The sequence below is a fragment of the Planctomycetota bacterium genome (assembly GCA_035574235.1).
Classification (GTDB): Bacteria; Planctomycetota; MHYJ01; order MHYJ01; family JACPRB01; genus DATLZA01.
In genome coordinates this window covers 1-23691 of the sequence record DATLZA010000061.1, presented here as the reverse complement: position 1 = coordinate 23691, position 23691 = coordinate 1, and the positions used below count along the sequence as shown (strand labels likewise).

The following is a 23691-nucleotide window of genomic DNA, read 5'->3' as shown; positions in this document are numbered from 1 at the left end:
TCTCCCCTATGGATTTCGCCACGCGCTTCGACCCCAAGGAGGCCGAGGAGCGGATCTACCGCCTCTGGGAAGAGGGAGGGTGGTTCCGGGCCGACCCGGCCTCGCCCCGGGAGCCCTTCACCCTGGTCATCCCCCCGCCCAACGTGACCGGCTCCCTCCACATGGGGCACGCGCTCAACAACACCCTTCAGGACATCCTGGCCCGCCGCAAGCGCATGGAAGGGTACGAAACCCTCTACCTTCCCGGCACCGACCATGCCGGCATCGCCACCCAGGTCGTCGTGGAGCGTGAACTCGCCCGCGAGAAGAAGACCCGCTGGGATCTCGGGCGCGAAAAGTTCCTGGAACGCGTCTGGCGGTGGAAAGAGCAATACGGCAATACCATCCTCTACCAGCTCCGCCGGCTGGGATGCAGTTGCGACTGGTCCCGCACGCGCTTCACGATGGACGCCGGCTACACCCGCGCGGTGCGGCACGTCTTCGTCTCGCTTTTCAAAAAGGGCTACATCTACCGCGGCCTGGCGATCGTCAACTGGTGCCCGCGCGATCTGACGGCGCTCTCCGACCTCGAGGTCGTCCACAAGGAAGAGCCGGGAAAACTCTGGCACGTCCGCTACCCCGTCGAAGGCGAACCCGGACGGTTCCTCGTGGTCGCCACGACCCGCCCGGAAACGATGCTCGGCGACATGGCGGTCGCCGTCCACCCGGACGACGCCCGCTACAAGAATCTCGCGGGCCGCCGCGTCCTCCTGCCCCTGGCCGAGCGCCCCATCCCGGTGATCGCGGACGCCTTCGTGGACCCGTCCTTCGGCTCGGGCGCCGTCAAGGTGACCCCCGCCCACGATCCCAACGACTTCGAGTGCGCCCGCCGCCACGGCATCAAGGCGCTCACGGTCATGGACCCCAAGGGCGTCATGAACGAGGCGGCCGGCGCCTACCGGGGCCTGGACCGGTTCGCCTGCCGGACCCGCGTCGTCGCCGACCTGGAGGCGCGCGGACTCCTCGAAAAGGTCGAGGACTACGCGGTCCCGCTCGGCACCTGCTACCGGTGCGGAACCGTCCTCGAACCCTACCTCTCCGAGCAATGGTTCGTGAGCATGAAGGACCTGGCCGCCCCCGCCCTCCGGGCCGTCCGGTCGGGCGACGTGCGCTTCCACCCCGAACGCTGGTCCAAGCTCTACTACGACTGGATGGAAAACATCCGGGACTGGTGCATCTCCCGACAGATCTGGTGGGGCCACCGGATTCCCGTCTGGTACTGCGGGTCCGGACACGCGACCGCCGCCGTCGAGGATCCCGACCGTTGCGCCGCCTGCGGGGACCGCGCGCTGCGGCAGGACGAGGACGTCCTGGACACCTGGTTCTCGAGCGCGCTCTGGCCGTTCGCCACGCTCGGCTGGCCCGAGGAAACCCCCGACCTCGAGAAGTTCTACCCCACCCAGGTCCTCGTCACCGCCCGGGACATCATCAACCTCTGGGTGGCCCGCATGATCATGGCGGGTCTCGAATTCCGCGGAGAAAAGCCCTTCTCCGACGTCGTCATCCACGCCTCGATCATGGACGACGTGGGCCAGCGCCAATCCAAGTCCAAGGGCACCGGCATCGACCCGCTGGGCCTCATCGACGAGTACGGGGCGGACGCCCTGCGTTTCGCCCTCGCGTGGCTCTGCACCGGCGCGCAGGACATCAAGTTCGGCAGCAAGCTCTCGGTCCAGCGGGTGGAGATGTCCCGCAACTTCGTCACCAAGCTCTGGAACGCCGCCCGCTATGCCGCCTCCAGGATCGGCGACGCCCCGGCCTCGCCGCCCGAGAAGGACGCCCTCGAGGAAGACCTCTGGATCCTCAGCCGCCTCTCCGCCACCGCCGCCGGGGTTTCCGACGCCCTGGACCGGTACGAGTTCGGCGAGGCCGCCCAGCTTCTCTACCGGTTCGTCTGGAACGACTTCTGCGACTGGTACATCGAACTTTCGAAGCGCCGCGCCGAGGAGCCCGCCGTCCGGCGGACGCTGGCCTACGTACTCGACGCGTCGCTGCGGCTGCTTCACCCCTTCGTGCCCTTCGTCACGGAAGAGATCTGGCAGCGTCTCGGAGCCCTCCGCGGAGAAGCCCGGAGCGCCCTCATCGGCGCGCCGTGGCCCGAGGTGCCCGCGTCGCTCCGGCGGCCGGACATCGAGGAACGCCTGGAGCTCGTGTTCGAGGCCGTGCGCCTCGTGCGCGACGTGCGCGGCCGGAACGGCATTTCCCCGAAGATCCCCGTGGCCGCGGTCCTTTCGACCCGGGACGAGCGCACCGCCGGACTTCTGCGCGCCGGAGCGTCCATCCTTCGCGCCCAGGCCAACGTGGAGGCGCTCGAAATCGGCGCGCATCAGGCCAAGCCGCGTCTTTCGGCGACGGCGGCGGCCGGCGATTTCACCGTTTATGTGCCTCTGGAAGGGAAAATCGACGTGGCCGCCGAGCGGGAACGCGCGCGGCGGGAGCTCGAACGGGGGCGCAGCCAGGCCGCCGAGCTGGAGCGGCAGCTCGCCAACGAGGAGTTCCGCCGCCGCAAGCCGGAACTCGCCGAGGAGGTCGAAGCCAAGCTCGAGGCCCTCCAGGCCAAGGTGAGGGAACTCGAAGCCCATCTCCGGGATCTCGAGAGCGCCTGACCGGGCGGCGGCCGGGGAGGGAGCGTCGTGAAACTGAGCGATCTCCTCCGGGAAAACCAGATCGTCCTCGGCTTCCAGGCCCGCGACAAAGAGGAGACGATCGTCCGGCTCGTGGACGCCCTCGTGGCGGGCGCGCGGCTCCCCCGGGAACGCCGGGACGCCGCCCTGGACGCCCTCCGGGCGCGCGAGCGGCTGGCGTCCACGGGACTCGAAAACGGGATCGCGTTCCCCCACGCCGCCGTGGACGGCCTGCGCGAACCCGCCGCGGCCCTGGCCGTCGCTCCCCGCGGAGTGCCCTTCGAATCGGTCGACGGCCGCCCCGCCCGCCTCATCGTTCTTCTGACGATCCCGCGGCCCTCGACCCGGACGCATCTGCGGGCGCTGGCCGCCGCGGCCAAGCTCCTGAGCCTGGAAGCGTTCCGCGCCGCGCTTCTGGACGCGCGAACCCCGGGCGAAGCGCTTCAGGCCGTGCGCGCCCACGAAGGGTGACGCGGGCGCCCGTCACTCGGCCAGCTGCGTCCGGTAGAGCGCGGCGTAGACGCCCCCCCGCGCCAGGAGATCCTCGTGCGAACCCTCCTCCGCCAGGCGTCCCTGATCGAGCACGAGAATGCGGTCCGCCCCCCGCACCGTGGACAGGCGGTGGGCGATGACGAAGGTGATGCGGTGGTCTGAACGCAGCAGGTTCTGAAGGGCCGCCTGGACGGCCTGCTCGCTTTCGGCGTCCAGGGCGCTGGTGGCTTCGTCCAGAATGAGGATGTCGGGATCCCGGAGGATCGCCCGGGCGATCGCGATCCGCTGGCGCTGCCCTCCCGAGAGCTTGGCCCCGCGCTCTCCCACGGGCGTCTCGTAGCCGCGCTCCAGAGAGGCGATGAACTCGTGGATGTAGGCCGCGCGCGCCGCCGCTTCCACCTCCGCCGGCGTCGCGTCCCGGCGCCCGTAACGGATGTTCTCCCCGATCGTGGCGTGGAAGAGGAAGGTCTCCTGGGTGACCACGGCCACGCGCGCCAGGAGCGACGAACGCCGCACCCGCCGGAGATCCACGCCGTTGACGAACACCGCCCCCTCCTGCGGGTCATAGAAACGGCAGAGCAGGTCCACCAGCGTGGTCTTGCCCGCCCCGCTGCGGCCCACGACCGCCAGCACCTCGCCCGGCCGCGCCTTGAGGCTCACGTCCCGCAGCACGGGCACGCCGTCGTAGGCGAAGGTCACCCCCCGGAACTCCACCGAGGAGACGCGGCCTCCCAGCTCCTCGCCCGTCGCGTGTTCGCTCTCGCGCGGCTGGTCGAGGATCTCGAACACGCGCTCGCACCCCGCCGAAGCCTCCACGAGGCGGTTGTAGGACTTCGACAGCTCCCGGACCGAGGAATTGATCATCGCCACCGCCAGCCCGAAGAAGGCGAGCTGCCCCGGCGTGATCCGGCCGAGCTCGAGAAGCTGGTATCCCACCACCAGCACCACCGCGAGCGCCAGCCCCATGAAGAGCTGGTTCATGTTCTCCCCGATGGCCTTGCGGCGGAGGCTCGCCATGTATTTCTGAAAATAATTCTCGTTGTGGCGGCGGAATTCCCGCACCTGGTCGGCCTCCGTGTTGAAGGCCTTGACGATCTTGATGCCCCCGAAGGTCTGAAGCATCGTCCCGGTCATGTCCCCCAGATGCTCCAGGCTCTTCTTGCGCGCCTTGCGCATGCGGCGCCCGACCCGCGCCAGGACGACGACGTAGAACGGGAAAAACAGCAGCGCTCCCAGCGCCAGCATCCAGTTCGTGTAGAACGCCGCCGCCAGCGCCCACAGGATCATGATCGGATGAACGATCGCGTCGTCGAAATAGAAGTTCGCCGCGGCCTCCGCCACCGCGACGTCGTTGGTGGTCCGGGACACGAGATCCCCCGATTTTCGGTCGTAGTGGAACCTCAGCGGCAGATAGGCCAGGTGCTCGGCCACGTCGTTGCGCAGGTCGGCCACGATGCGGTTGGTGAGCCAGTTCGTCATCGTGTCCCGAAGGTACCCGAAAACGAACATGACGAGGGAAAGCGCGATCGCCAGGCCGGCCACGAGCCGGATGTCCCAGTCCGAAGGCCGCCCGAGACGCTTGAGCCAGCTTCCGGTCCCCGTGTCCTCGGCCGGCGCGCCGGGACGCTCGGCCCCGACGTTGTCGATCACGGGCTTGACGATCCAGGCCTGGATCGTCTTGGCCCCGCTGGCCACGAGCACCACCGCGAGCGTCAGGGCGATGCGCGGAGCGTAGGGGCGGGCCCGGCGCAGGAAGCGCCACGTCAGCGCCCAGATGTTGGCGGGCCTGGGCTCCCCGGGCTCCGAAGGGGCCCCCGACTTCATCGCCCGTACCGCTCCAACTGCCGGCGGTATTCCTCGTGGCGCCGGCGGGTCTCCTCGAACGTGTCGCCGCCGAACTTGTCCAGAAACGCCCGCGCGATTTCGAAGGCGACCACCGCCTGGCCGATGACGCTGGCGGCCGGCACCACGCAGACATCCGACCGCTCATAGAGCGCCTGCGCCTGCTCCTTGGAGGCCAGATCCACGGTCTGAAGCGGCTTGCGCAGCGTGGAAATCGGCTTGCAGGCCGCCCGGACCACGACGGGCTGCCCGTTGGTCATCCCGCCTTCGATCCCGCCGGCGTTGTTGCGCGAACGCCCCAGCCGGCCGTCCGGCCCCATCACGATTTCGTCGTGCATCTGGGAACCCGGCCGGCGCGCGGCCTCGAACCCCAGCCCCACTTCGACCGCCTTCACCGTCTGCACCGACATGAGCGCGCGCGCCAGAGCGCCGTCGAGCTTGTGCTCCCACCCGGCGTGACTCCCCAGCCCCGGCGGCGCCCCGAAGACCCGCACCTCGAAGACGCCCCCCAGCGTGTCCCCCGCCGCCCGCGCCTCGTCCACCCGCGCCCGGATCCGGTCGTCCAGCGACCGGTCGAGCGTATAGAAGAGCGACTCGTCCCGCACCCGCACAAGCTCGTCCGGGTCGTCGATCCGCGCATCGCTCGAAATCCCGCCGACCTCGACCACGTATCCCAGGACGCGGATGCCGAAGTGCGTCAGAAAGGACCCGGCGAACGCCCCGGCCGCCACCCGCGCCGCCGTCTCCCGGGCGCTCGACCGCTCCGCCACGTCCCGCGCGTCCTGCGTGCCGTACTTCATCGCCCCCGCCAGATCCGCATGGCCGGGTCGGGGACGCGTGATCGGATTGAGATCCTCCGCGTTCTGGACGCGGTTGGCGATCTGCAGGGTCAGGGGACTTCCGAGCGTATGCCCCTTGCGTACCCCCGTGAGGATCTCCGCCTCGTCCTTCTCCAGCTTCATCCGCGCCCCGCGCCCATATCCCCCCTGGCGACGCTGAAGCTCGGCGTTGACCGCCTCCAAAGACACCGGCGTCCCGTACGGGACTCCGTCGATCAGGGCGATCAGACACTTGCCGTGAGATTCCCCGGCCGTCACGTAGCGGAGCATTAGGGTGAAATTATAAGACCGCCCTCAGAGGGGGTCAATTCGCGGTCCCCGGAGAAAGGCGCGCCTCCCCTCAGGACAAGTGATTGGGCGTCTCCGATTCCGGAAGCTCGGGATCGGACGCCTCCCCCTTCCCGTCCGCTCCTTCCCGCTCCTCCTGAGTCACCCGGAGCGCCTCCCCCACGACCTTCACGAGCTGCTGCTTGGAGAAGGGCTTGGCCAGGAATCCATAGAGCCCATAGAAGAAATCCTTCGGGGTGTGCAGAATGATCGCCTTGGCCGTCAACATGACGACGGGAATCTCCTGCGTCGCCGGATCCTTCTTGAGGCGGTCGAACACCGTGTAGCCGTCCATCCCGGGCATCATGATGTCGAGCAGAATGAGGTCGATCCCCCCCTCGCGGGCGACCTTTAGCCCCTCCCGCGGATCCTGGACCGCTTTGACCGAATACCCCTCCTGCTCGAGGAAGTACCTGATGATGTCGAGGATCTTCTTCGAGTCGTCGATCGCGAGAATGGTCTTGCCCATAGACGCTGTCGCCGTCAATCCCCCCGCGCCTGCGCCAGCCACGCCAGCGCCAGAAACCCCAAAGCCGCCGCCGCCCCCAGGCCGGCCAGGGACCTTCGGAGCGGCTCCCGACCCGCCGGGTCCGCGGGATTCCAATCGAGATCCCGCGCCTCGCCCGCCGTGTCCGACTCCCGCTCGTCCAGGAGGCTCGTCCGAATCCTCCGTTCGCCGTCTGCGAACCTCAGAACGTACTCTCCGACCTCGTACCCGAGAAAGGTCCGCGAGGGCGCGCTCTCGCGGCCGGAAGGGTCCACGATCCGCGCCTTGGCCGGAAGCTCCACGGGCCGCCCCGTACGGAACACCTTCCAGCCCGAGGCGCCGCGCCTCGCAAAGTCTATCACGTTCGCCCAGAAGATGGGAAACGAGACCGTGGCCGGCCACCGGTCCGGCGCACAGTCGATCGAAAGATGCACTTCGCGACCCCGGATCGCGGCCGCGCGCCGGCCGCCCACGACGAGAAGCGGCTCTCCTTCCCGCGCCCCCGCCGGGAGCTCCCCCACCCCCGCCGGCACTAGTTCCTCCGCGGCCCGCCGCTCCAGCCCCTCCATGAGAGGATGCCGCGCGACGACCGCTTCCCCTTCGAGCGCCCCCCGCGGCGGATGAATCCTCACGCGAAGCTCCCCCGCCGGCGGCTCCTCGTCCACGCCGATCGCCACCTGACCCGCGCCGCCGTCGTACCGGAGCTCCACCCCCGCCGCCGCCCGAAGGGCGCGCTCCAGAAGCGGCACCCGCTGGCCGGAAAGCGAAACCACGATTCGATCGGGCTCCAGACGAACCGCGTCCCCCCGGTCGTCCAGCGCGAAGCCGTCCTCCGCCCGCACTTCGATCGACACGCGCCGCGCCTTGCGGAAGTCGCCCCGCCGCGACCACGCCGAGACGCCCGACTCGAGCGTCCGCTCCTCCTCCCGCGCCTCACCGTCCACGCTCCACCGCACCCTCACGGACCGCGGCGGACCGTGGTTGACCACGCGCGCAAAAAGCTCGTCCTCCGCCGCGGTGAACTCCACGATCCCCACATTGCCCGCGGGACCGGCCAGGAGCCTCAGATGCGCCCCTTCGACCGGCCGGTCGGAAAAGACGACCACCTCGTCGGCCTGCGAACGCGCCACCGCCAGGAGCGGACCGAGATCGACGTGCGCGTGAACCGGCCGGATCTCCTCGAGGCGCTCCGCGCGGCGCGGAGAAGGATCGGAGGCGTAGAACGCCACCTCGTCGCCCGAAAGCTTCTCCTCGACCCAGCGCGCCGCCTCCCGCCGGGCTCGCTCCCACTTTCCTCCGGCCAGCATCCGGGCCGACGTGTCCAGAACCAGCGCCACCCTTCGAGGCTTCGGACGCGACGAGGCGACGTACGGGCCGGCCAGAGCCAGAACGAGGCACGTCACCGCGAGCGCCTGAAAGAGGAGATCGATCCGCCACCGCGGCCGCCGCAGCGCCCGGAGCGGCGGGTTGCGCTCCGGAATCTTCTTCCAGAGCAGAAGGCTCGGGACCACGGTGCGCGCGGCCGCCTGGCGCCACAGGCTGAAAAGCGCCAGGAGCGCCAGCGTCAGGAGCCCCCAGAGCGCCCCCGGCGTCTCGAAGCTCATTCCAGCACCCCCGCCCGGCGGAGGTAAACGAGCACCGCTTCCTCCAGCGGAGTGGCGCTCGAGAAGCGCACGTAGTTGATCTCCCGGTCGAAACACCACCGCTTCCAGGCCTCGCAATGCTCCTCGAGCGCCCGCCGATAGGCCGCCGCCTCCTCCTCCCCTACGAACCGGTCGAGCCTCTCGCCCGTTTCGGCGTCCACAAGCCGCACCTTGCCGCGAAAGGGAGGCTCCAGCTCCTCGGGAGAAAGCACGTGCACCACCACCCGCTCGGCGCGGATGCGGCTGAGGCTGGGCCGCAGGCTCTCGTCCCACAGATCGCTCACCACAAGAACGAGCCCGCGGGACAGAGGCGGGACGTGGAAGGGGCTTCCCAGGCGAAGGGCCTCCAGTTCCTCCAGGGACTGCACGGGGCATTCCCGGCGGGCCACCCACGCCAGGGCCGCGCCCAGCCGCCGGGCGTAGTCGAACTTGGGGGCCATGGACAAGGTCGTATCGACGAACACGCGCGCGGGAAGGGCCTCTTCGCGGGTGAACTCCTTGACGTAGAGCTGGCCGAGCCTTCCGTAGAGGTTCCAGTCGATCGACCGGAAGTCGTCGCCCTGGACATACGAGCGGTAGGAGACGAACTCGGAGGCGCCGCCGGACCGGCGCGTCGGACGCTCGCCCTCCCGGCGCCCCGCGATGGAGCGGCGGACCGCCAGCCGGAGGGCCTCGAGCTTCCTCAGGAACGTTTCATCGAACAGCATCATTCGTCCGCGCCGGCCGTCAGCGGCTCCGCACGGATTCTATATCGGCTTGGATCTGCCGCCGGAGCGCCTCGGCGTCGTCGAACCGGCGTTCTTCCCGAAGCCGGCGGAGGAACCGAACTTCGACGACCCGGTCGTAGAGATCCCCGCCGGGATAGTCCAGAAGATGGACCTCGAGGACCTCCCGCCCCCCGGCTTCGAAGGTCGGCCGGGTTCCCAGATTGGCCACGCCGCGGTAGACGCGCCCTTCGAGGGAGGCCTCGACGGCGTAGACGCCCGCGGGCGGATGGACGACGCGGCCCAGAGGGATATTGGCCGTGGGAAAACCCAGCCGGGTGCCGCGGCGGTCGCCGCGGACGACGGTTCCGGTCACCGACGGCGCGCGTCCGAGAAGAAGCGTCGCCTCCTCCAGACGTCCGGCCGCGACGGCCTCCCGGATGAGAGAGCTGGAGACGGGCTTGCCCTGATGCAGCTCGGGCGCGCAGCGGCGGACCTCGATCCCCAGATCGCGCCCCAGGCGCGTCAGGAGATCAAGGTCCCCTTCCCGTCCGCGGCCGAACCGGGAATCGTGTCCCAGGACGATGCCCCGCGCGCGCAGGCGGCCGGCCACCACGTCGCGCACGAAGTCGTCCGCGCCGAGGCGGGCGAATTCGGGAGTGAAGGCGATCACCAGGGCGAAATCGACCCCCGTGTCGCCGATCCGCCGCAGGCGCTCCTCGAGGGGAACCAGGAGCGGCACGGGCTTTCCGGTCAGGACTTCCGAAGGGGGCCGGTCGAACGTGATCGCGACGGAGGGGGCGGAGATTTCGCGCGCCCAGTTCCGGAGCGTCTCGAGGACGCGGCGGTGCCCGCGGTGAACGCCGTCGAAGACGCCCCAGGTCACCACGGACCCGTTCAGGCGGGGATCCGGAAGCGCTTCCAGCCCGGACAGGATTTCCATCAGAGGGCGGCGGTCCGGCCCGACCCGCCTTCGCGGGCCGCGCCGCGGGCTTCGACGGCGTTGCCCGCCCCAGGGGAGGAGGCCGCGGAACCGCCCCCGCGGGTGCGGCGCGCCCGGGCCTGGTGCTGCTCCTCCAGCTCCTTCAGAAGCGGCGCCCATTGCTTCCGGTCGGCCGGCGTCATCTTGTCGACGAGGAGGATCCCGTCCAGGTGGTCGATCTCGTGCTGGAAAAGCTTGGCTTCGAGCCCCTCGGCGGCGCGTTCCACGACGCGCTCCTCAAGCGTCCGGTAGCGCACCACGACCCGTTCGGCCCGCGGCACGACGACGGCGATCCCGGGAAGCGAGAGGCACCCTTCCTCCTCCCGCATCCGTCCGGACTTCTCGAGAATTTCCGGATTGAGGAAGACCTGCTCGGCCTCCTTGGCCTTGGGATCGCCGGTGAGGTTGGCGACGACCACGCGCCGCGCCAGGGCCACCTGGGGACCGGCCAGGCCGATCCCGCGGGCGCGGTACATGATCTCGAACATGCGGGGAACGGCGCGGCGAATCTCGTCGTCCACGCGGTCGACGGGTTGAGCGCGTTCGCGCAAGCGGGGGTCGGGATAGTAAAGGAGTTCCATCAGGCCTCATTATAGAGCGGCGCGGGGCGGGTTACAACCTTTGGCCCGGCGGCGGGAGCCCCAAGTGTTGACATCGAACCGGCCGCGGGGGTAGCATCGCCGGGGTAATCGAGCGCGAGCCATGCCCGACATTCAGGCCCTCTACAAGCGAGCGGACGAGGCGTTCCAGAAACACAACTACGACTACGCCCGCGATCTTTTCCTGCAGATCCTGCTCCTGGATCCGGACCACGCCGAGGCCCGCAAGGCCCTGCGGGTGACGCTCATGAAGAAATTCCAGGAGCTGGGGGCCACCAGCCGGATCAAGCTCATCGCCCTCAAGGGTCAGTTCGAGCTGCAGATCAAAGCGACCAAGGATCCGGCCAAGAAGATCGAGATCTGCCAGAAATACCTCAACGACGACCCTACCAACTCCCGGGTGCGCACGGTCCTGGCGGAGACGCTTCTGGGCCAGAAGCATTTCAACGCCGCCGCGGCCGAGGCCGAAATGGCGTTCCGGGACGACCCGCAGAACATCGCCGCCGCCAAGATTCTCGTCGCCGCCTACAAGGAGACGGGCAAGATCCGCGAGGCGCAGACGATCCTCCAGAAGCTCCAGGGAGTCGCCCGGGAAGACCGCGACCTCGAGCGGCTTCAGCGGGACCTGGCCGCGCAGCAGACCATGGAGGACGGCTTCAAGGACGCTCAGAGCTACCGCGACGTCATCAAGGACAAGGATGCGGCGTCGAAGCTCGAGGCGCAGGCGCATCTCATCCAGACCGAGGAGCAGTTCCAGGCCGTGGTCCAGGGGCTCGTGTCGGAATTCTCGCTCAATCCGGCCGACGCGCGCCTGCCCCGCAAAATCGGCGATCTTTACTTCGAGAAGAAGAAGGACTACAAGACCGCCCAGGAGTGGTACAAGAAGGCGGTTCAGATCAATCCCCAGGACTCCGTCCTTCGGGACAAGGTGGACGACTGCGCGCTGCGGATGTACGACCAGCAGATCGAGGCCGCTCAGAAGGCGGGAGACGCCGCCAAGGTCAAGGAGCTGCAGGCGGCCCAGCTCAAGTTCAAGCTGCAGAGTTTCGAGCGGCGCGTGCAGGACCGCCCCACGGACATGGGGTTGCGCTACGAGCTGGGCCGGGCCTACTACCAGGCGGGCCCGGCGTTCGTGGACAAGGCCATCGGCGAGTTCCAGCAGTCCGTGCGGGACCCCAAGAAGAAGGCGGACTCCCACCTTTATCTCGGCATGTGCTTCCAGCGCAAGAAGCTCTACGACATGGCCGACAAGCAGTACCAGCTCGCCGAGGACGGCGTCCTCTCCCACGACCGCAAGCTCGCGATCCTTTACAACCGCATGATCTGCAACGCCGAGGCCGGCAAGCCGGCCGAGGCCGTCGAGCTGGGCAAGAAGATCCTCGAGGTGGACATCGCCTACAAGGACGTCTCCCAGCTCGTGGAAAAGTGGCAGGCCGAGCTGGGCAAGAAATAAGCTTGACGCTCCCGGCCGTTTCCGCTATGTTTCCTGCCCCGTTCTGAGGAGGCCGCCGAAGTGGCTCATACGATCAGCGCGCTTAAGGCGTGGAAGAAAAGCGAGAAGCGCCGTTTGCGCAATCACTCGATCAAGAGCGCGCTCCGCACGCAGATGAAGAAGGTGCTGGCGGCCGTCGAGAAGAAGGACGCCGCCGGCGCGCGCGCCCAGCTTTCGACCGCGTACCGCCTCCTGGACCGCGCCGTGGTCAAGGGCGTCGTCCATCGGAACAACGCCGACCGCCACAAGGCGCGCCTGGCCGCCCGGGTGAACGCGCTCGGGCCGGCTACCCCGGCGGCGAAGTAAGCCCGCGCCACGCCAGCTCCACCGCCCGGCGCAGGCGGCTCCCGGCGGTCCGCGAACGCAATCCCGGACCGCCCCGCGGCGGACGAAACATCTCCCGAAGAAAACGGATCTTTCCGGCGGGTCCTTCCGCCAGCAGAAGATAGCCCAGCGCCGAAAGTCCCACCCACCGGCGCCGCCGGGCGGACGCCAGAAACGCCTGCGCCGCCGGACCGTCCCCCGCCGGCCGGAAACGCTTCAGCCCCGGCGTCTCCACCCCCAGCAGGTCCCGGACCAGGACAAGCGCGAAGTAGACCGCCCGCTCCAGACCCCAGCGCCGCGCGACCTCTTCCACGCGCTCCCATCGCACCGCCCGGGCCGCCAGCTCGATGTCCGTCAGATGGACGAGCGCATCGTACGAATGCTTGAGCGCGTGCTCGCAAAGCGTCACCAGCAGGTGATGCGGCGCCATCCCGCCGCCGTCGCGCTCCCGCCAGATCTCTTCCGGGTCGATCCGCACCATGAACCCTGGAAGCGATCCGTTCCGCACATCCCAATGCAGGTGGACCGGAAGGTCGCGCCCGCGGGCGTAAAGGACCGAGTTCACCCACGCGTCCGGGACCTCAAGAGACGGACGCGGATCGCGCTCGGGTACATACCCCAGCCGCCGAAGCGTCCGGTCGGCCTCGACCACCGTCTCCCGCCGGACCAGAAGGTCGATGTCTCCCATGTCGCGCAGGCCGGGCGAAGGATAAAGGCGGTGCGCCAGGTGAAGTCCCTTGAGGGGGAGCGCTTCGACTTCGGAAAGAATCTCGCGCGCCTGGCGGACCGCCCAGAGCTGCCGGGCGAGGATGGAGGATTCCTCCGAACACGGGATTCCGAGGTTTCGGCAGACGACCGGCAGCGTGCGCTCGCGGCGGGCGCGATCCAGCAGACCCGCGGGCGGCGGAGCGGGAAGCGTCCGGCGCGCGCCGACCACGGAGAGGCGCCCGAGGAGACTCACGCCCGAATTCTATCCGATCGGATCGCGCGAATGCCTCTTGGCGGCTCCCCCCGGCCCCAGTGCGAGGCGGGGGGAGCCGCGTCAGAGGACTAAGGAGGGAATAGGGGATTTTTCGGATCGAACGGCTCGTCCAGCGGGACGTCCTCGGACTCCGTCTCCAGGAGCCGCTCGATCAGGTATTCGTCCGTGTCTTTGAGGCGCAGGCCGGAGCGATCGACCTCGAGGGCCAGGACCGCGCCGAGCTCCCGGTCCGTCACGTACACCTCGTCCCCGAAGGGGCTCCACGCCGCTTCGGTCACCTGCCGGCCCAGTTCCAGCCGATCCACCAGCGCCGCCGGCCGGCCTTCGCCGGGGCGCAGCTCCACGAGGGAAACGCTGCCCGCCGCGGGCTCGGCCACGAGCGCCAGCCGGCCTTCGGGGCTCGGAAGGATGCGGCTGTCCCCCGCCCGGACGCCTTCCAGGGGGATGCGCGCCGCCACGACCCCGCGACGCAGGTCCAGGGCGGCCAGATGCCCCAGGTTCTCGCAGAGCGCCCACAGGGACCGCCCGGCCGGGTCGGCCGCCAGGCCGAACGGTCGCCCCGCCATCCGGAACCGGCGGACGACCCGGCGGGTCCCCAGGTCCACCCCCAGGACTTCCTCCTCCCCGGTCGCCCCCACGAAGAGGATCCCCCCGGAGGCCCCGAACTCCAACGCGCGGCATTCCCCGTCCAGAGGCAGCGTGAAAAGAGGGGCGAAAGGCTCCAGCGTCCATACGGCCAGCATCTCGGGTCGGCCCTCTTCGCCGGCGAGAACGGCCGCCCCCAGACCCAGCCGCGGAGCCAGGCGGAGCGTTCCCGGCCGGGGCGAGCCCGGAAACGCCACCCAGTCCGAAGCGGAAAGGTCCCTCGCGCTCGCCTTCACCGCGGCCCCCGTCCCGCCCGAGGAGACGGTGAGCACCGCCCACCGTTCCCCGGGAAGAACCCCCAGGTCGCACGTGCCGCCTCCGCAATCCACGAGCTTCCGGGAAGACTCGCCTTCCAGGTCGAAGATCGCCAGCTCTCCCCCGACCCCCGCGCAGTAAACGCTCCGGCGACCGCCCGGGCGCAAAACCCGGACCCGGCCGGGAGCCAAGGCGCCCGGAATCCGCCCCAGAAGGAGCATCCGCGAGACGCCCACCACGCTCACGCGGCCCTCTTCGGCATCCAGGACGAAGAGCTTCGAGCCGTCCGGAGCGACCACGACCGCCTCCGGAGACCCGCCCACTCCGCAGGCCTCCCTCAGGTTCAGCTGGGCGCCTTTTTCGTCCTTCATCACGCAGGAACCCTAAGCAACCTTCGTGCCACGCCCTCCGCCGATCCACACGCAAACCCCTGGAGAACAGGGTCTTATACCGCTATTTCATGGATTATTCGGTAAACCCATTTTTTATTTGCAAACCGCCAATCCGGCGCGCAAATTTTGCAATTCGCGGCGCGCCGGCTATAGTGAGGTCATGAATCCCCCCAGGGGACGAGGCGCGGCCGGCAACCCCCCGAACCGATTCGAGGGACGCTCCTTCGTCCCGGACCCCGAAGCCGCCGATCCCGAAGAGCCCCTCCCTCGAACCCAATTCCTCAAGGACACCGCCCGCTCCGTCGTCGTCCTCCAAAGCAGCCCCGATATCGGCATGGAGGCCAGCCTCAACCCTTATCGAGGCTGCGAGCACGGATGCGCTTACTGCTACGCCCGGCCGACGCACGAATACCTGGGCTTCTCGGCCGGCCTGGATTTCGAAACCCGAATTCTCGTCAAGGAGGACGCGCCCGAACTTCTCCGAAAAGAACTCTCCTCCCCCCGCTGGAAGCCGCGCGCCCTCGCCTTGAGCGGGGTCACCGACCCGTACCAGCCCGCGGAACGGCGGCTTCTGCTCACGCGCCGGTGCCTTGAGGTCCTCGCCGAATTCGGAAATCCCGTGGCCGTCATCACCAAGAACTTCCTCGTCACGCGCGACGCAGACCTCCTGGCGCGGCTGGCGGCCCGCGGCGCCGCGGCGGCGATCCTCTCCATCACCACCCTCGACCCGGATCTCGCCCGGGCGCTGGAACCCCGCACGTCCATCCCCGCCCGGCGGCTCGAGGCGATCCGCCGGCTCTCCGCCGCGGGCGTCCCCGTCGGCGTCAACGTGGCCCCCGTCATTCCGGGGCTCACCGACCATGAAATCCCCGCCATCCTCCGGGCGGCGCGCGAAGCGGGCGCCGGGTTCGCCGGCCACACGATGCTCCGCCTCCCGGGAGCGGTCGCGGAAATCTTTTCGGAATGGCTGGCGCGGCATCGGCCCGGGCGCCGCGGACGCGTCCTGGCGCGCCTCCGGGATGTGCGCGGAGGACGGCTCAACGACCCCCGCTTCGGAAGCCGCATGACGGGCGAAGGGCCCTACGCCGCGCAGATCCACGCCCTCTTCCGCGCCGCCTGCCGCCGGGCGGGCCTTTCGGACGAGGCGCCGGCGCTCTCGACGGCGTCGTTTCGCGTGCCCCCCGGGCCTCAGCGGGAGCTTTTCGAAGCCCCTACGCCCGATGATGCTCCCCCCGCGACCGGGGAAGCGGAAGGCCGTACCTCTTGATCTTCCGGTAGAGGGTGCTTCGGTCGATCTTGAGAATCTGGGCCACGCGGGCGGTGTCCCCCTCGCATTCCGCCAGGAGCCGCCGGATCGCGGCGACCTCCATTTCCTCGATGGACTGCCCCCCTCCCGGCGGCGGCTCGCTCTTGGCCCGCACCGCCTCCAGGAGGCTCGGCGGAAGATCCTCGACCTCGATCCGCTCCGTCTTCCCCAGCGTGCAGGCCCGCTCCACCGCGTGCTCCAGCTCGCGGACGTTCCCCGGCCAGTCGTAGCGCTGCAGGAGATGAAGCGCCTCGCGCGAGATCCCGGACACCTTGCGCGCGCCCCTCGTCTCGTACCGCCGGAGGAAATGCTCGACGAGAAGGGGAATGTCGTCCTTGCGCTCCCGCAGCGGCGGCACGCGGATGGCGACGACGTTCAGGCGGTAATAGAGATCCTGCCGGAACTTCCCTTCCGCCACCAGGCGCTCCAGCGGGCGGTTCGTCGCCGCCACGATCCGCACGTCCACGTCCCGGTACTCCGTGGCTCCGACCGGACGGATCTTGCGCTCCTGGAGCACCCGCAGAAGCGCCGCCTGAAGCTCCAGGGGAATCTCCCCCACCTCGTCGAGGAAAACCGTGCCCCCGTGGGCGATTTCGAAAAGCCCGGTCTTGCGCGCGTGCGCCCCCGTGAAGGCCCCTTTCTCGTGCCCGAAAAGCTCGCTCTCCAGGAGCGCCGGCTGGATCGCGCCGCAGTCGATCGGCACGAAGAGACGGTCCCGCCGCGGACCGTCGTAGTGGATCGCCCGCGCGATGAGTTCCTTGCCGGTGCCGCTTTCGCCGAGAATGAGAACCGTGCAGTCCTCCCGCCGCACGCGGTCGATGAGCTCGTTGCACCGCTCCATCGCCGGCGTCAGTCCGATGAGGTTCCGCGCCGCATAGCGCTCCTGCAGCTCCTGCCGCAGCCGCTCGTTCTCGGAGCGCAGCCGATGCACCTTCCGGAGGCGCTCCAGGATGAGCGACACCTGGTCGAGCTTGAAGGGCTTGGGCAGATAGTCCGACGCCCCCAGCTTCATCGCCTGAACCGCCCCTTCGATCGTCCCGTAGGCCGTCACCATGACGACCTCCATGCCCGGACGTTCCTTTCTCAGGCGTTCCAGGAGATCCATCCCCCCGACCCGGGGCATCATGACGTCCACGAAGGCCACGTCGAACGCGCGCATCCGCAGAAGCCGCAGCGCCTCCTCGGCGTCGGCCGCCTCGAAGACCTCCACCTCCTCGCGCGCCGCCACGAGGTCCGTGAAGATCCGCCGGTGGGCCGGATCGTCGTCCACCACAAGCAGCGAAAGCGAAGCCATGGTCCCCTGTCCCGAACCTACCGCGGCGCCCGACGTCCGGCGTCCGCTTCCTCCAGCTCCTTCAGAATCGCCGCCTCCCCGCACGTCCAGGGATCCACTCCCGTGTAGTCCCCGTGCAGAAGATACGCCGGACCCGGACTCCGGCGGCACCACTCCTTGAGCGCGCACGGCGCGCAGGCCTGGAAGTCCCGCGTCCGCAGTCCCCGGATCCACCGGAAGACGGGCGACTCCTTCCAGATCTCCAGAAACGACCGCTCCCGGATGTTCCCGGCGGGAACCGGCGCCGCGATGCACGGATACACCTCCCCCGAAGCCGAAACCGCGGCGTTCCCCCGCGCGCAATTGCACCGGAAGTCGTCGTCCGAGCCCACCGCCCGGCGTCCCCCGACCCGGGAACGCAGGGGACCCGCGTAAAGCTCCCGCAGCGTCTCCAGGTCCACCCGGTCCGAAAGACTCCCCCGCGTCCCGTCGTAGCGGCCCGTGATCGTGGCGTCCACGTCGCACGCAAACCCCCGCGCGGCGGCCCGTTCGAGGACCTCCGCGGTTTCGGCCGCGTTCCCCTTCATGAGAATGAACTTGAGCGACACCGCCGCTCCCCGCGCGCGCAACCGCTCGGCCCCCGCCCAGGTCCGCTCGAGCGAGCCCCGGGAACGGGTAATCGCGTCGTGCGTGGCCGGCCGCGCTCCGTAGAGGCTGAGGCTCGCCCCCCAGAAATTCGGGTAGGCCGCCAGACGGTCGCACACGCGCTCCGAAAGCAGCGTCCCGTTGGACAGAAGCTGGACGGCGAACGCCCGCGCCGCCGCCTCGTCCAGGATCTCCCAGAAGCGCGGATGAACGAGCGCCTCCCCGCCCGTCAGCGCCAGAAAAAGCGTCCCCGCCCGCCGCAGATCGTCCAGGAGCGTCCGAAGCTCCTCCATCCCGAGCTCCGGAGCCGGAGCCGACCGCGCGACCCCGCGATCGAAGTTGTAGCAGTGCGTGCAGCGGATGTTGCAGCGCAGGGTGATCTCCAGGCTGACGCCGAGGGGAATGCACGCCTCGTAGGCGCGCTCCTGGAGCGGCCCGAGAACTCCGCACTCCGGCGCGCTCATGCCCGGACGAGGAGGCCCTTTTCTTCCAGGGACGCCAGGAACTCCGCGACGTCCCGGCGGGCCCGTTCCTCCTCCACGTCGAATTCCCCGCACACGGCGGCCACGATCTCCTCGAGCGTGCGCTCGGCCTCCAGGCACTTCCAGACGAAAGTCCCCACCTCGTCGAGCTGGTGCACCTCCCGCCGCGGGGGAACGAGAACCACCACCTGTCCCTCGATCTCCTGGAACGGCCAGCGGGAATCGCGGCGCAGCTTGTGCATGAGCTTCAGGAATTGCGGAAGTTGCCGATGCAGGAGGCCGGAGGGCGCTGGCCGAACGGCGGTTGCACCTTTCCACAGGCCAGGCTCCGCCGCTCGTAGACCCTCTCCGTGCGGATGCGGGGAGGCGCGTAGGGCTTCCGGGTCTTCTCTTTCTTCTCCACCCGCCTAATTCTAACCCGGATCCCGGCCTCAGGCGAGAATCTTCCGGACGATCCTGCCGTGAACGTCCGTCAGCCGGAAATCGCGCCCCTGGAACTTGTAGGTCAGGCGCGTGTGGTCCACGCCGAGGAGATGCAGCATCGTGGCGTGAAGGTCGTGCACGTGCACGACGTCCTCGACGGCGTAGTACCCGAATTCGTCCGTGGCGCCGAGGCTCATCCCGCCCTTGAAGCCCCCGCCGGCCACGAACATCGAGAATCCCTTGATGTGATGGTCGCGGCCGTTCCCCTGCGCCATCGGCGTCCGGCCGAACTCCCCGCCGAACACCACGATCGTCTCGTCCAGCATCCCGCGCTGCTTGAGGTCGCGCAGGAGCGCCGCCGTGGGACGGTCCGCCTCCTCGCACTTGAGCTTCATGCCGTCGCGGATCCCGTCGTGGTAATCCCAGTCGCGGTTGTACACCTGGATGAAGCGCACGCCCCGCTCGGCCAGGCGCCGCGCCAGCAGGCAGTTGGCGGCGTACGTGCCGTCGGCCCCCTGCGTCCCGTACATCTTCAGAATCTCGGGCGGCTCGTCCGAGAAGTCCATGAGCTCCGGCACGCTCGTCTGCATCCGGAAGGCCATCTCGTACTGGCCGATCCGCGTGGCGATCTCCGGGTCGTCCACGACCGCGTCGTGAAGCTCGTTGAGCCCCCGCACGGCGTCCACCACGTCCCGCTGGCGCTCGCGCGTGACGCCGTCGGGACGCCCGAGGTACAGCACCGGCTCGCCCTGCGAGCGGAAGTGAACCCCCTGGTACCGGCTGGGAAGAAACCCGCTCGACCAGTGACGCGTGGCGATCGGCTGGGGGCTGCGCCCCTTGAAGGACGTCAGAACGACGAACCCGGGCAGGTTCTCGCTTTCGGTCCCCAGGCCGTACCAGAGCCACGATCCCATGCTCGGCCGCCCGGAAATCGACGTCCCCGTGTTCATGAACGTGTGAGCGGGATCGTGGTTGATCTGCTCGGTGACCATCGAACGGATGATGCAGAGATCGTCGGCCACCTCCCCAAGGTGCGGGAAAAGCTCCGTCATGAGCTGGCCGGAGCGGCCGTATCTCTTGAACCCCCACTGCGGGGCGAAGCAGGTGAGTTTCGCGCCCTGCAGCTGGGCGATCGGCTGCCCTTTCGTGATCGATTCCGGAAACGGCTGCCCGTGCAGCTCCGCGAGCTTCGGCTTGTAGTCGAAGGTTTCCAGGTGCGAAGGCCCGCCCGACTGATAGAGCCAGATGACCCGCTTGGCCCGGGGCGGAACATGATACGGGAACACCGCGCCCCTTCCGCGCGCGTCGGTCCCTTCGCCGGCCCCGAGAAGCCCCGGCCGCCCGAGCGCGGCCAGCGCCACCGCCCCGAGGCTCGTGGCGCGCCCCAGGAACGCCCTCCGCGAAAACGCGGTCCGCTCGTCGAGCTTCATGAGCTAATTCCTCGTAATCGTCTCATGCAGGTTGAGAAGCGCGCGCGCCACCGACGTCCAGGCCGCCAGCTCCGGCGCCGGAAGATCCCGCGGGACGGGCGACGCGCCGGCGCGGATGAGGCTCTCGGCCGCCTTCGGATCCGCCGCGTACTCGGCCCGATGCTTCCGCAGAAGCCCCGCCATAATTTCGAGCTCCCGGGACGCGGGCGGGCGCGAAAGCGCGCACCGGAACGCCCAGGCCAGGCGATCCTCGTCCCCCGAGCCCCCCCGCCGCAGGATCCGTTCCGCAAACGCCCGCGCCGCTTCCACGTACGTCGGATCATTGAGCAGCGCCAGCGCCTGCTGCGGAATGTTCGAGCGCGGCCGCTCCGCGCAGCACTCCTCGCGCTGCGGGGCGTCGAACGCCACCAGGCTCGGATGCGGGAACGTCCGCTGCCACCAGGTGTACACCCCCCGGCGCCAGAGATCCGCCCCCGTGGACGTCGGCCATTCCCGGGCGGGGAAATTCAGGAACGCCCAGTACCCCTTGGGCTGATAGGGGAAGACGCTCGGGCCGCCGATCCGGCGCACCAGGAGCCCGCTCACCGCCAGCGCGTTGTCCCGCACCAGCTCCGCGTCCAGCCGCCAGCGCGACTGGCGCGCCAGAAGGCGATTGAACGGATCCCGCTCCTTGAGCTCCGGCCTCGGCACCGAGGTCTGCCGGTACGTCCGCGACGTGACTATGAGCCGCACCAGGTGCTTGACGTCCCAGCCGCTTTCCATGAACTCCACCGCCAGCCAGTCCAGAAGCTCCGGGTGGACCGGCCACTCGCTCTGCGCCCCCAGATCGTCGAGCGAACGCGAAAGCCCCATCCCGAAGAAAAGCCGCCACAGCCGGTTGACGAACACCCGGGCCGTGAGGGGATTCTCCGGCGCCACCAGCCACCGCGCCAGGTCCAGCCGCGTGGCCCGGCGGCCCTCGACGCCGAGCGGGGGCAGGAACTTCGGGGTCGCCGGAAGCACGATCTCGCCGGAATCGTCCATCCAGTTGCCCCGGGGGCGGATCCGGACCGTGCGCGGAGGCGCGGCCTCGGACACGAGACACGTGGGGATTTTCTTCACGAAATCCGCGCGGGCCTTCTCCGCCCGCGCCAGCTCCGCGCGAAGCGGCTCCAGCTCGGGGGCGATCGCGCGGTAGTGGGCCGCGACCCGCGCCTTCTGTTCGGGGGTACGCGCCGCCGCCGGAACCGCCAGCGCCGCCTTCACCGCATCCGGAAGCAATCCCGCCCGGGCGGGATGACGGATCGCCGTGGCCGAAAGCCGGAAACGCCCGATCGCGTGCCGGGCGAACGGAGAGGCGTATTCGAGCGTCACGGTGAGCTTTTTCACTCCGGCCGGCAACGGTTCCTTGAATTCGAACGCCGCCGCGTGATTTCGCCCGGCGTGCGGAAGGATCGCCCACCCGCTCCCCGCCTTCTTGTCGAGGGCGCCGGCCACCGGGTAACCCTCCTGGGCGTGCGTGGCGGAGGCCTCCCGGAGCGGGATCTCCTTGCCTCCCGCCCGGACCGAGAAGCGCGTCAGGACGAAGTTGCCGTTGTCCGCGCGCCCGGGACCCGAGGCCGGAAGGGAGGGATCGGCCAGAGCTTCCAGCCGCAGGCCCGTCGCTCCTTCGAACGGCACCTCCACCTCCACGGTGTAGGTATCGCGATCCGGATTCTCGCCGCCGGCGGCCACGGACCCGTCCTCGCGAAGCGTCAGCGTCGCCTTGCCGGACGCGCGCAGAGAAGAGGGGCGCAGCACCGTCCACGGATCCGCGGCTCCCGCGGATTTCTCCCAAGCCTCCTGGGCGGCGGCGATCTCCGGAGTGACCGTTTCGAGCGCCCGGCGCGCCCGGGCGATCTCCTCGTCCAGGCGGCGCAGTTCGGCCTCCTCCTCGGAGGAAGGCACGAGAATTCCCTCGTCCCGGTCCCCGATGGGAGCCTCGCGGATGTCCGCGAAGAAGGCGGCCAGGCTGTAGAAGTCCCTCATGGTGAAGGGATCGAACTTATGGTCGTGGCACTCGGCGCAGCCCAGGGTGGCCCCGAGCCACACGGTGCCGAGGGCGCGGACGCGGTCGGCGTTGGTCTTGTGCTCGTATTCCTTGGCCTGGGCGCCGCCCTCCTCGGTCGTCAGATTGAGTTTGTTGAAGCAGGACGCCACCCGCTGGCGCAGCGCCGGCTCCGGAAGCAGATCCCCGGCGAGCTGCTCGACCGTGAACCGGTCGAACGGCATGTTCTCGTTGAAGGCCTGGATCACGTAATCCCGGTAGGGATCCACGCGGCGGGGGTTGTCGCTGTGGTATCCGCGGCTGTTGCCGTAGCGGACGATGTCCAGCCAGAAGATCGCCATGCGCTCGCCGTAGTGAGGACTCGCCAGAAGCCGCTCCACCTGCTTCTCGTACGCGTCCTCGGAACGGTCCGCCCGGAAGGCGTCCACCTCCTCGATCTCCGGCGGCAGCCCGACGAGGTCGAAGCTCAGCCGGCGGAGGAGCGTGACGCGGTCGGCTTCCGGCGAGGGCGCGAGTCCTTCCCGCTCGAGGCGCGCCAGGATGAACGCGTCGATGGCGTTCCGGACGGAGGAGGCGTCCCGGACCTTGGGAACCGGCGGCCGCCGCGGCGGCAGGTACGCCCAGTGTCCCTCCCAGGGCGCCCCTTCCTCGATCCATCGCTTCAGAAGCGCGATCTGGCCGCGCGAGAGCTTTTTGGGCACGTCCGGCGGGGGCATGACCACGTCGCGGTCGCGCGAAGAGATGCGCTTCCAGAGCTCGCTTTCGGCGGGCTTGCCGGGGACGACCGCGCGGCCTCCTCCCGGCCGCTCGCCGAAGAGCCCTTCGCGGGTATCCAGCCTGAGGCCCGAAGCATTGGACCCCTTGTCCGGCCCGTGGCACCGGAAACACATGTCCGAGAGGATCGGACGGATGTCGCGGTTGAATTCGACGCGACCGGCAGGGGGAACATGGCTTCTTTCCTGCGCCGGCGCCGTCCCGAGAAGAAACACCGCCGCCGCCGCGAATTTCGAGAGGGTCGCCCCGGTCATCCTGCTTGCCTCCGACGGAAAAAAGAGACGGGGCGCGGCCCGTCCCCATTGAAATTACCCTCCCGGGGGTCCGGAAGATGCGCGAATCGCACCTTTTCCCGCCCGCCGGATCCCCTCAACCCCGGCGCGAAGCGGGTCGATATATCCTGGTGAGGCAAGGAGCGTCCATGCGCCCCACGATCCTGGCGACGGCTTTGGCGGCCGCCCTTTCGGGCTGCGGAACCCCTCCCAACCACCGGCTTCTCACCCGCACGAGCGACTACCTCAAGGCGATGAGCTTCGGGTTCCCGACGGGCCATCCCCTGGACGTGCGCGAGCTGGAGCGGCGCTTCCCGGAGCTCAAGGGACTCGTCGTCACGGCTCCCGAGTGGATCGAGGAATACGAGCGCCTGCGGCGGGAAGCCGAAAGC

At 69.2% G+C, this 23691-nt stretch carries 21 protein-coding genes; 6 read left to right on the top strand and 15 right to left on the bottom strand.

Features of this window, described 5'->3' with window-relative positions:
• The first annotated feature begins 8 nt into the window (after nucleotides 1–8).
• Nucleotides 9–2645 carry a valine--tRNA ligase gene (locus tag VNO22_05050; protein HXG60714.1) on the top strand — a complete coding sequence of 879 codons (2637 nt, stop codon included), beginning with the start codon at nucleotides 9–11 and terminating at the stop codon, nucleotides 2643–2645.
• A gap of 27 nt (nucleotides 2646–2672) precedes the next feature.
• The gene (locus tag VNO22_05045) at nucleotides 2673–3134 is read left to right on the top strand and encodes a PTS sugar transporter subunit IIA (protein ID HXG60713.1); all 462 of its coding nucleotides are present in this window, start codon (nucleotides 2673–2675) and stop codon (nucleotides 3132–3134) included.
• Nucleotides 3135–3146: 12 nt separating this feature from the next.
• Here the strand turns inward: VNO22_05045 and VNO22_05040 are convergent, their stop codons facing one another.
• From VNO22_05040 to def, 7 genes are all read right to left on the bottom strand, one after another.
• On the bottom strand, nucleotides 3147–4979 hold the full coding sequence (locus VNO22_05040) for an ABC transporter ATP-binding protein (protein ID HXG60712.1): 1833 nt from the start codon (nucleotides 4977–4979) through the stop codon (nucleotides 3147–3149).
• On the bottom strand, nucleotides 4976–6106 hold the full coding sequence (gene aroC, locus VNO22_05035) for a chorismate synthase (GenBank protein HXG60711.1): 1131 nt from the start codon (nucleotides 6104–6106) through the stop codon (nucleotides 4976–4978). The genes VNO22_05040 and aroC overlap by 4 nt, the downstream gene beginning before the upstream one ends.
• Nucleotides 6107–6176: 70 nt before the next feature.
• On the bottom strand, nucleotides 6177–6632 hold the full coding sequence (locus VNO22_05030; GenBank protein ID HXG60710.1) for a response regulator: 456 nt from the start codon (nucleotides 6630–6632) through the stop codon (nucleotides 6177–6179).
• A gap of 14 nt (nucleotides 6633–6646) precedes the next feature.
• Nucleotides 6647–8254: a BatA domain-containing protein gene (locus VNO22_05025; protein ID HXG60709.1), complete on the bottom strand. Its 1608-nt coding sequence runs from the start codon at nucleotides 8252–8254 to the stop codon at nucleotides 6647–6649.
• A complete protein-coding gene (locus VNO22_05020) occupies nucleotides 8251–9003 on the bottom strand; it encodes a DUF58 domain-containing protein (protein HXG60708.1) in 753 nt (250 codons plus the stop codon). Before VNO22_05020 ends, VNO22_05025 begins: the two co-directional genes overlap by 4 nt.
• A 16-nt stretch (nucleotides 9004–9019) precedes the next feature.
• Nucleotides 9020–9940: a riboflavin biosynthesis protein RibF gene (ribF, locus tag VNO22_05015; protein ID HXG60707.1), complete on the bottom strand. Its 921-nt coding sequence runs from the start codon at nucleotides 9938–9940 to the stop codon at nucleotides 9020–9022.
• A complete protein-coding gene (def, locus tag VNO22_05010) occupies nucleotides 9940–10560 on the bottom strand; it encodes a peptide deformylase (GenBank protein HXG60706.1) in 621 nt (206 codons plus the stop codon). Before def ends, ribF begins: the two co-directional genes overlap by 1 nt.
• A 121-nt stretch (nucleotides 10561–10681) precedes the next feature.
• Between def and VNO22_05005 the strand changes: the two genes are divergently transcribed.
• Entirely contained in the window at nucleotides 10682–12031 is a 1350-nt protein-coding gene (locus tag VNO22_05005) for a tetratricopeptide repeat protein (protein ID HXG60705.1), read from the top strand.
• Nucleotides 12032–12091: 60 nt separating this feature from the next.
• Nucleotides 12092–12376, top strand: coding sequence for a 30S ribosomal protein S20 (gene rpsT / locus VNO22_05000; protein HXG60704.1), 285 nt, complete (start codon nucleotides 12092–12094; stop codon nucleotides 12374–12376).
• Here the strand turns inward: rpsT and VNO22_04995 are convergent.
• Both VNO22_04995 and VNO22_04990 read right to left on the bottom strand, forming a co-directional pair.
• Nucleotides 12357–13355: a nucleotidyltransferase family protein gene (locus VNO22_04995; protein HXG60703.1), complete on the bottom strand. Its 999-nt coding sequence runs from the start codon at nucleotides 13353–13355 to the stop codon at nucleotides 12357–12359. The genes rpsT and VNO22_04995 overlap by 20 nt on opposite strands.
• An 89-nt stretch (nucleotides 13356–13444) precedes the next feature.
• Complete coding sequence (locus tag VNO22_04990; protein ID HXG60702.1) at nucleotides 13445–14647, bottom strand: hypothetical protein; 1203 nt, start codon at nucleotides 14645–14647, stop codon at nucleotides 13445–13447.
• Between the two features lie 181 nt (nucleotides 14648–14828).
• Here VNO22_04990 and VNO22_04985 point away from each other — a divergent pair, with 181 nt between their 5' ends.
• Nucleotides 14829–15935 (top strand): PA0069 family radical SAM protein, encoded by a 1107-nt coding sequence (locus tag VNO22_04985; protein ID HXG60701.1) that lies wholly within the window; start codon nucleotides 14829–14831, stop codon nucleotides 15933–15935.
• On the opposite strand, the gene VNO22_04980 is transcribed toward VNO22_04985, so the two are convergent.
• Genes VNO22_04980 through VNO22_04955 form a run of 6 tightly spaced genes read right to left on the bottom strand, consistent with a single transcriptional unit; the run spans nucleotide 15880 to nucleotide 23281 of the window.
• A complete protein-coding gene (locus tag VNO22_04980) occupies nucleotides 15880–17268 on the bottom strand; it encodes a sigma-54 dependent transcriptional regulator (GenBank protein ID HXG60700.1) in 1389 nt (462 codons plus the stop codon). The two genes, VNO22_04985 and VNO22_04980, sit on opposite strands and share 56 nt — an antisense overlap.
• Nucleotides 17269–17285: 17 nt before the next feature.
• Nucleotides 17286–18356, bottom strand: a complete 1071-nt coding sequence (locus tag VNO22_04975; protein HXG60699.1) for a radical SAM protein — start codon at nucleotides 18354–18356, stop codon at nucleotides 17286–17288.
• Nucleotides 18353–18616 carry a PqqD family protein gene (locus VNO22_04970; protein ID HXG60698.1) on the bottom strand — a complete coding sequence of 88 codons (264 nt, stop codon included), beginning with the start codon at nucleotides 18614–18616 and terminating at the stop codon, nucleotides 18353–18355. Before VNO22_04970 ends, VNO22_04975 begins: the two co-directional genes overlap by 4 nt.
• 5 nt (nucleotides 18617–18621) lie before the next feature.
• Nucleotides 18622–18777, bottom strand: coding sequence for a hypothetical protein (locus tag VNO22_04965; protein ID HXG60697.1), 156 nt, complete (start codon nucleotides 18775–18777; stop codon nucleotides 18622–18624).
• 28 nt (nucleotides 18778–18805) lie between these two features.
• Entirely contained in the window at nucleotides 18806–20227 is a 1422-nt protein-coding gene (locus VNO22_04960; GenBank protein ID HXG60696.1) for a DUF1501 domain-containing protein, read from the bottom strand.
• Between the two features lie 3 nt (nucleotides 20228–20230).
• Nucleotides 20231–23281, bottom strand: a complete 3051-nt coding sequence (locus VNO22_04955) for a PSD1 and planctomycete cytochrome C domain-containing protein (protein ID HXG60695.1) — start codon at nucleotides 23279–23281, stop codon at nucleotides 20231–20233.
• A 167-nt stretch (nucleotides 23282–23448) separates the two neighbouring features.
• Here VNO22_04955 and VNO22_04950 point away from each other — a divergent pair.
• On the top strand, nucleotides 23449–23691 hold a 243-nt coding region (locus VNO22_04950), incomplete at its 3' end, for a hypothetical protein (GenBank protein HXG60694.1).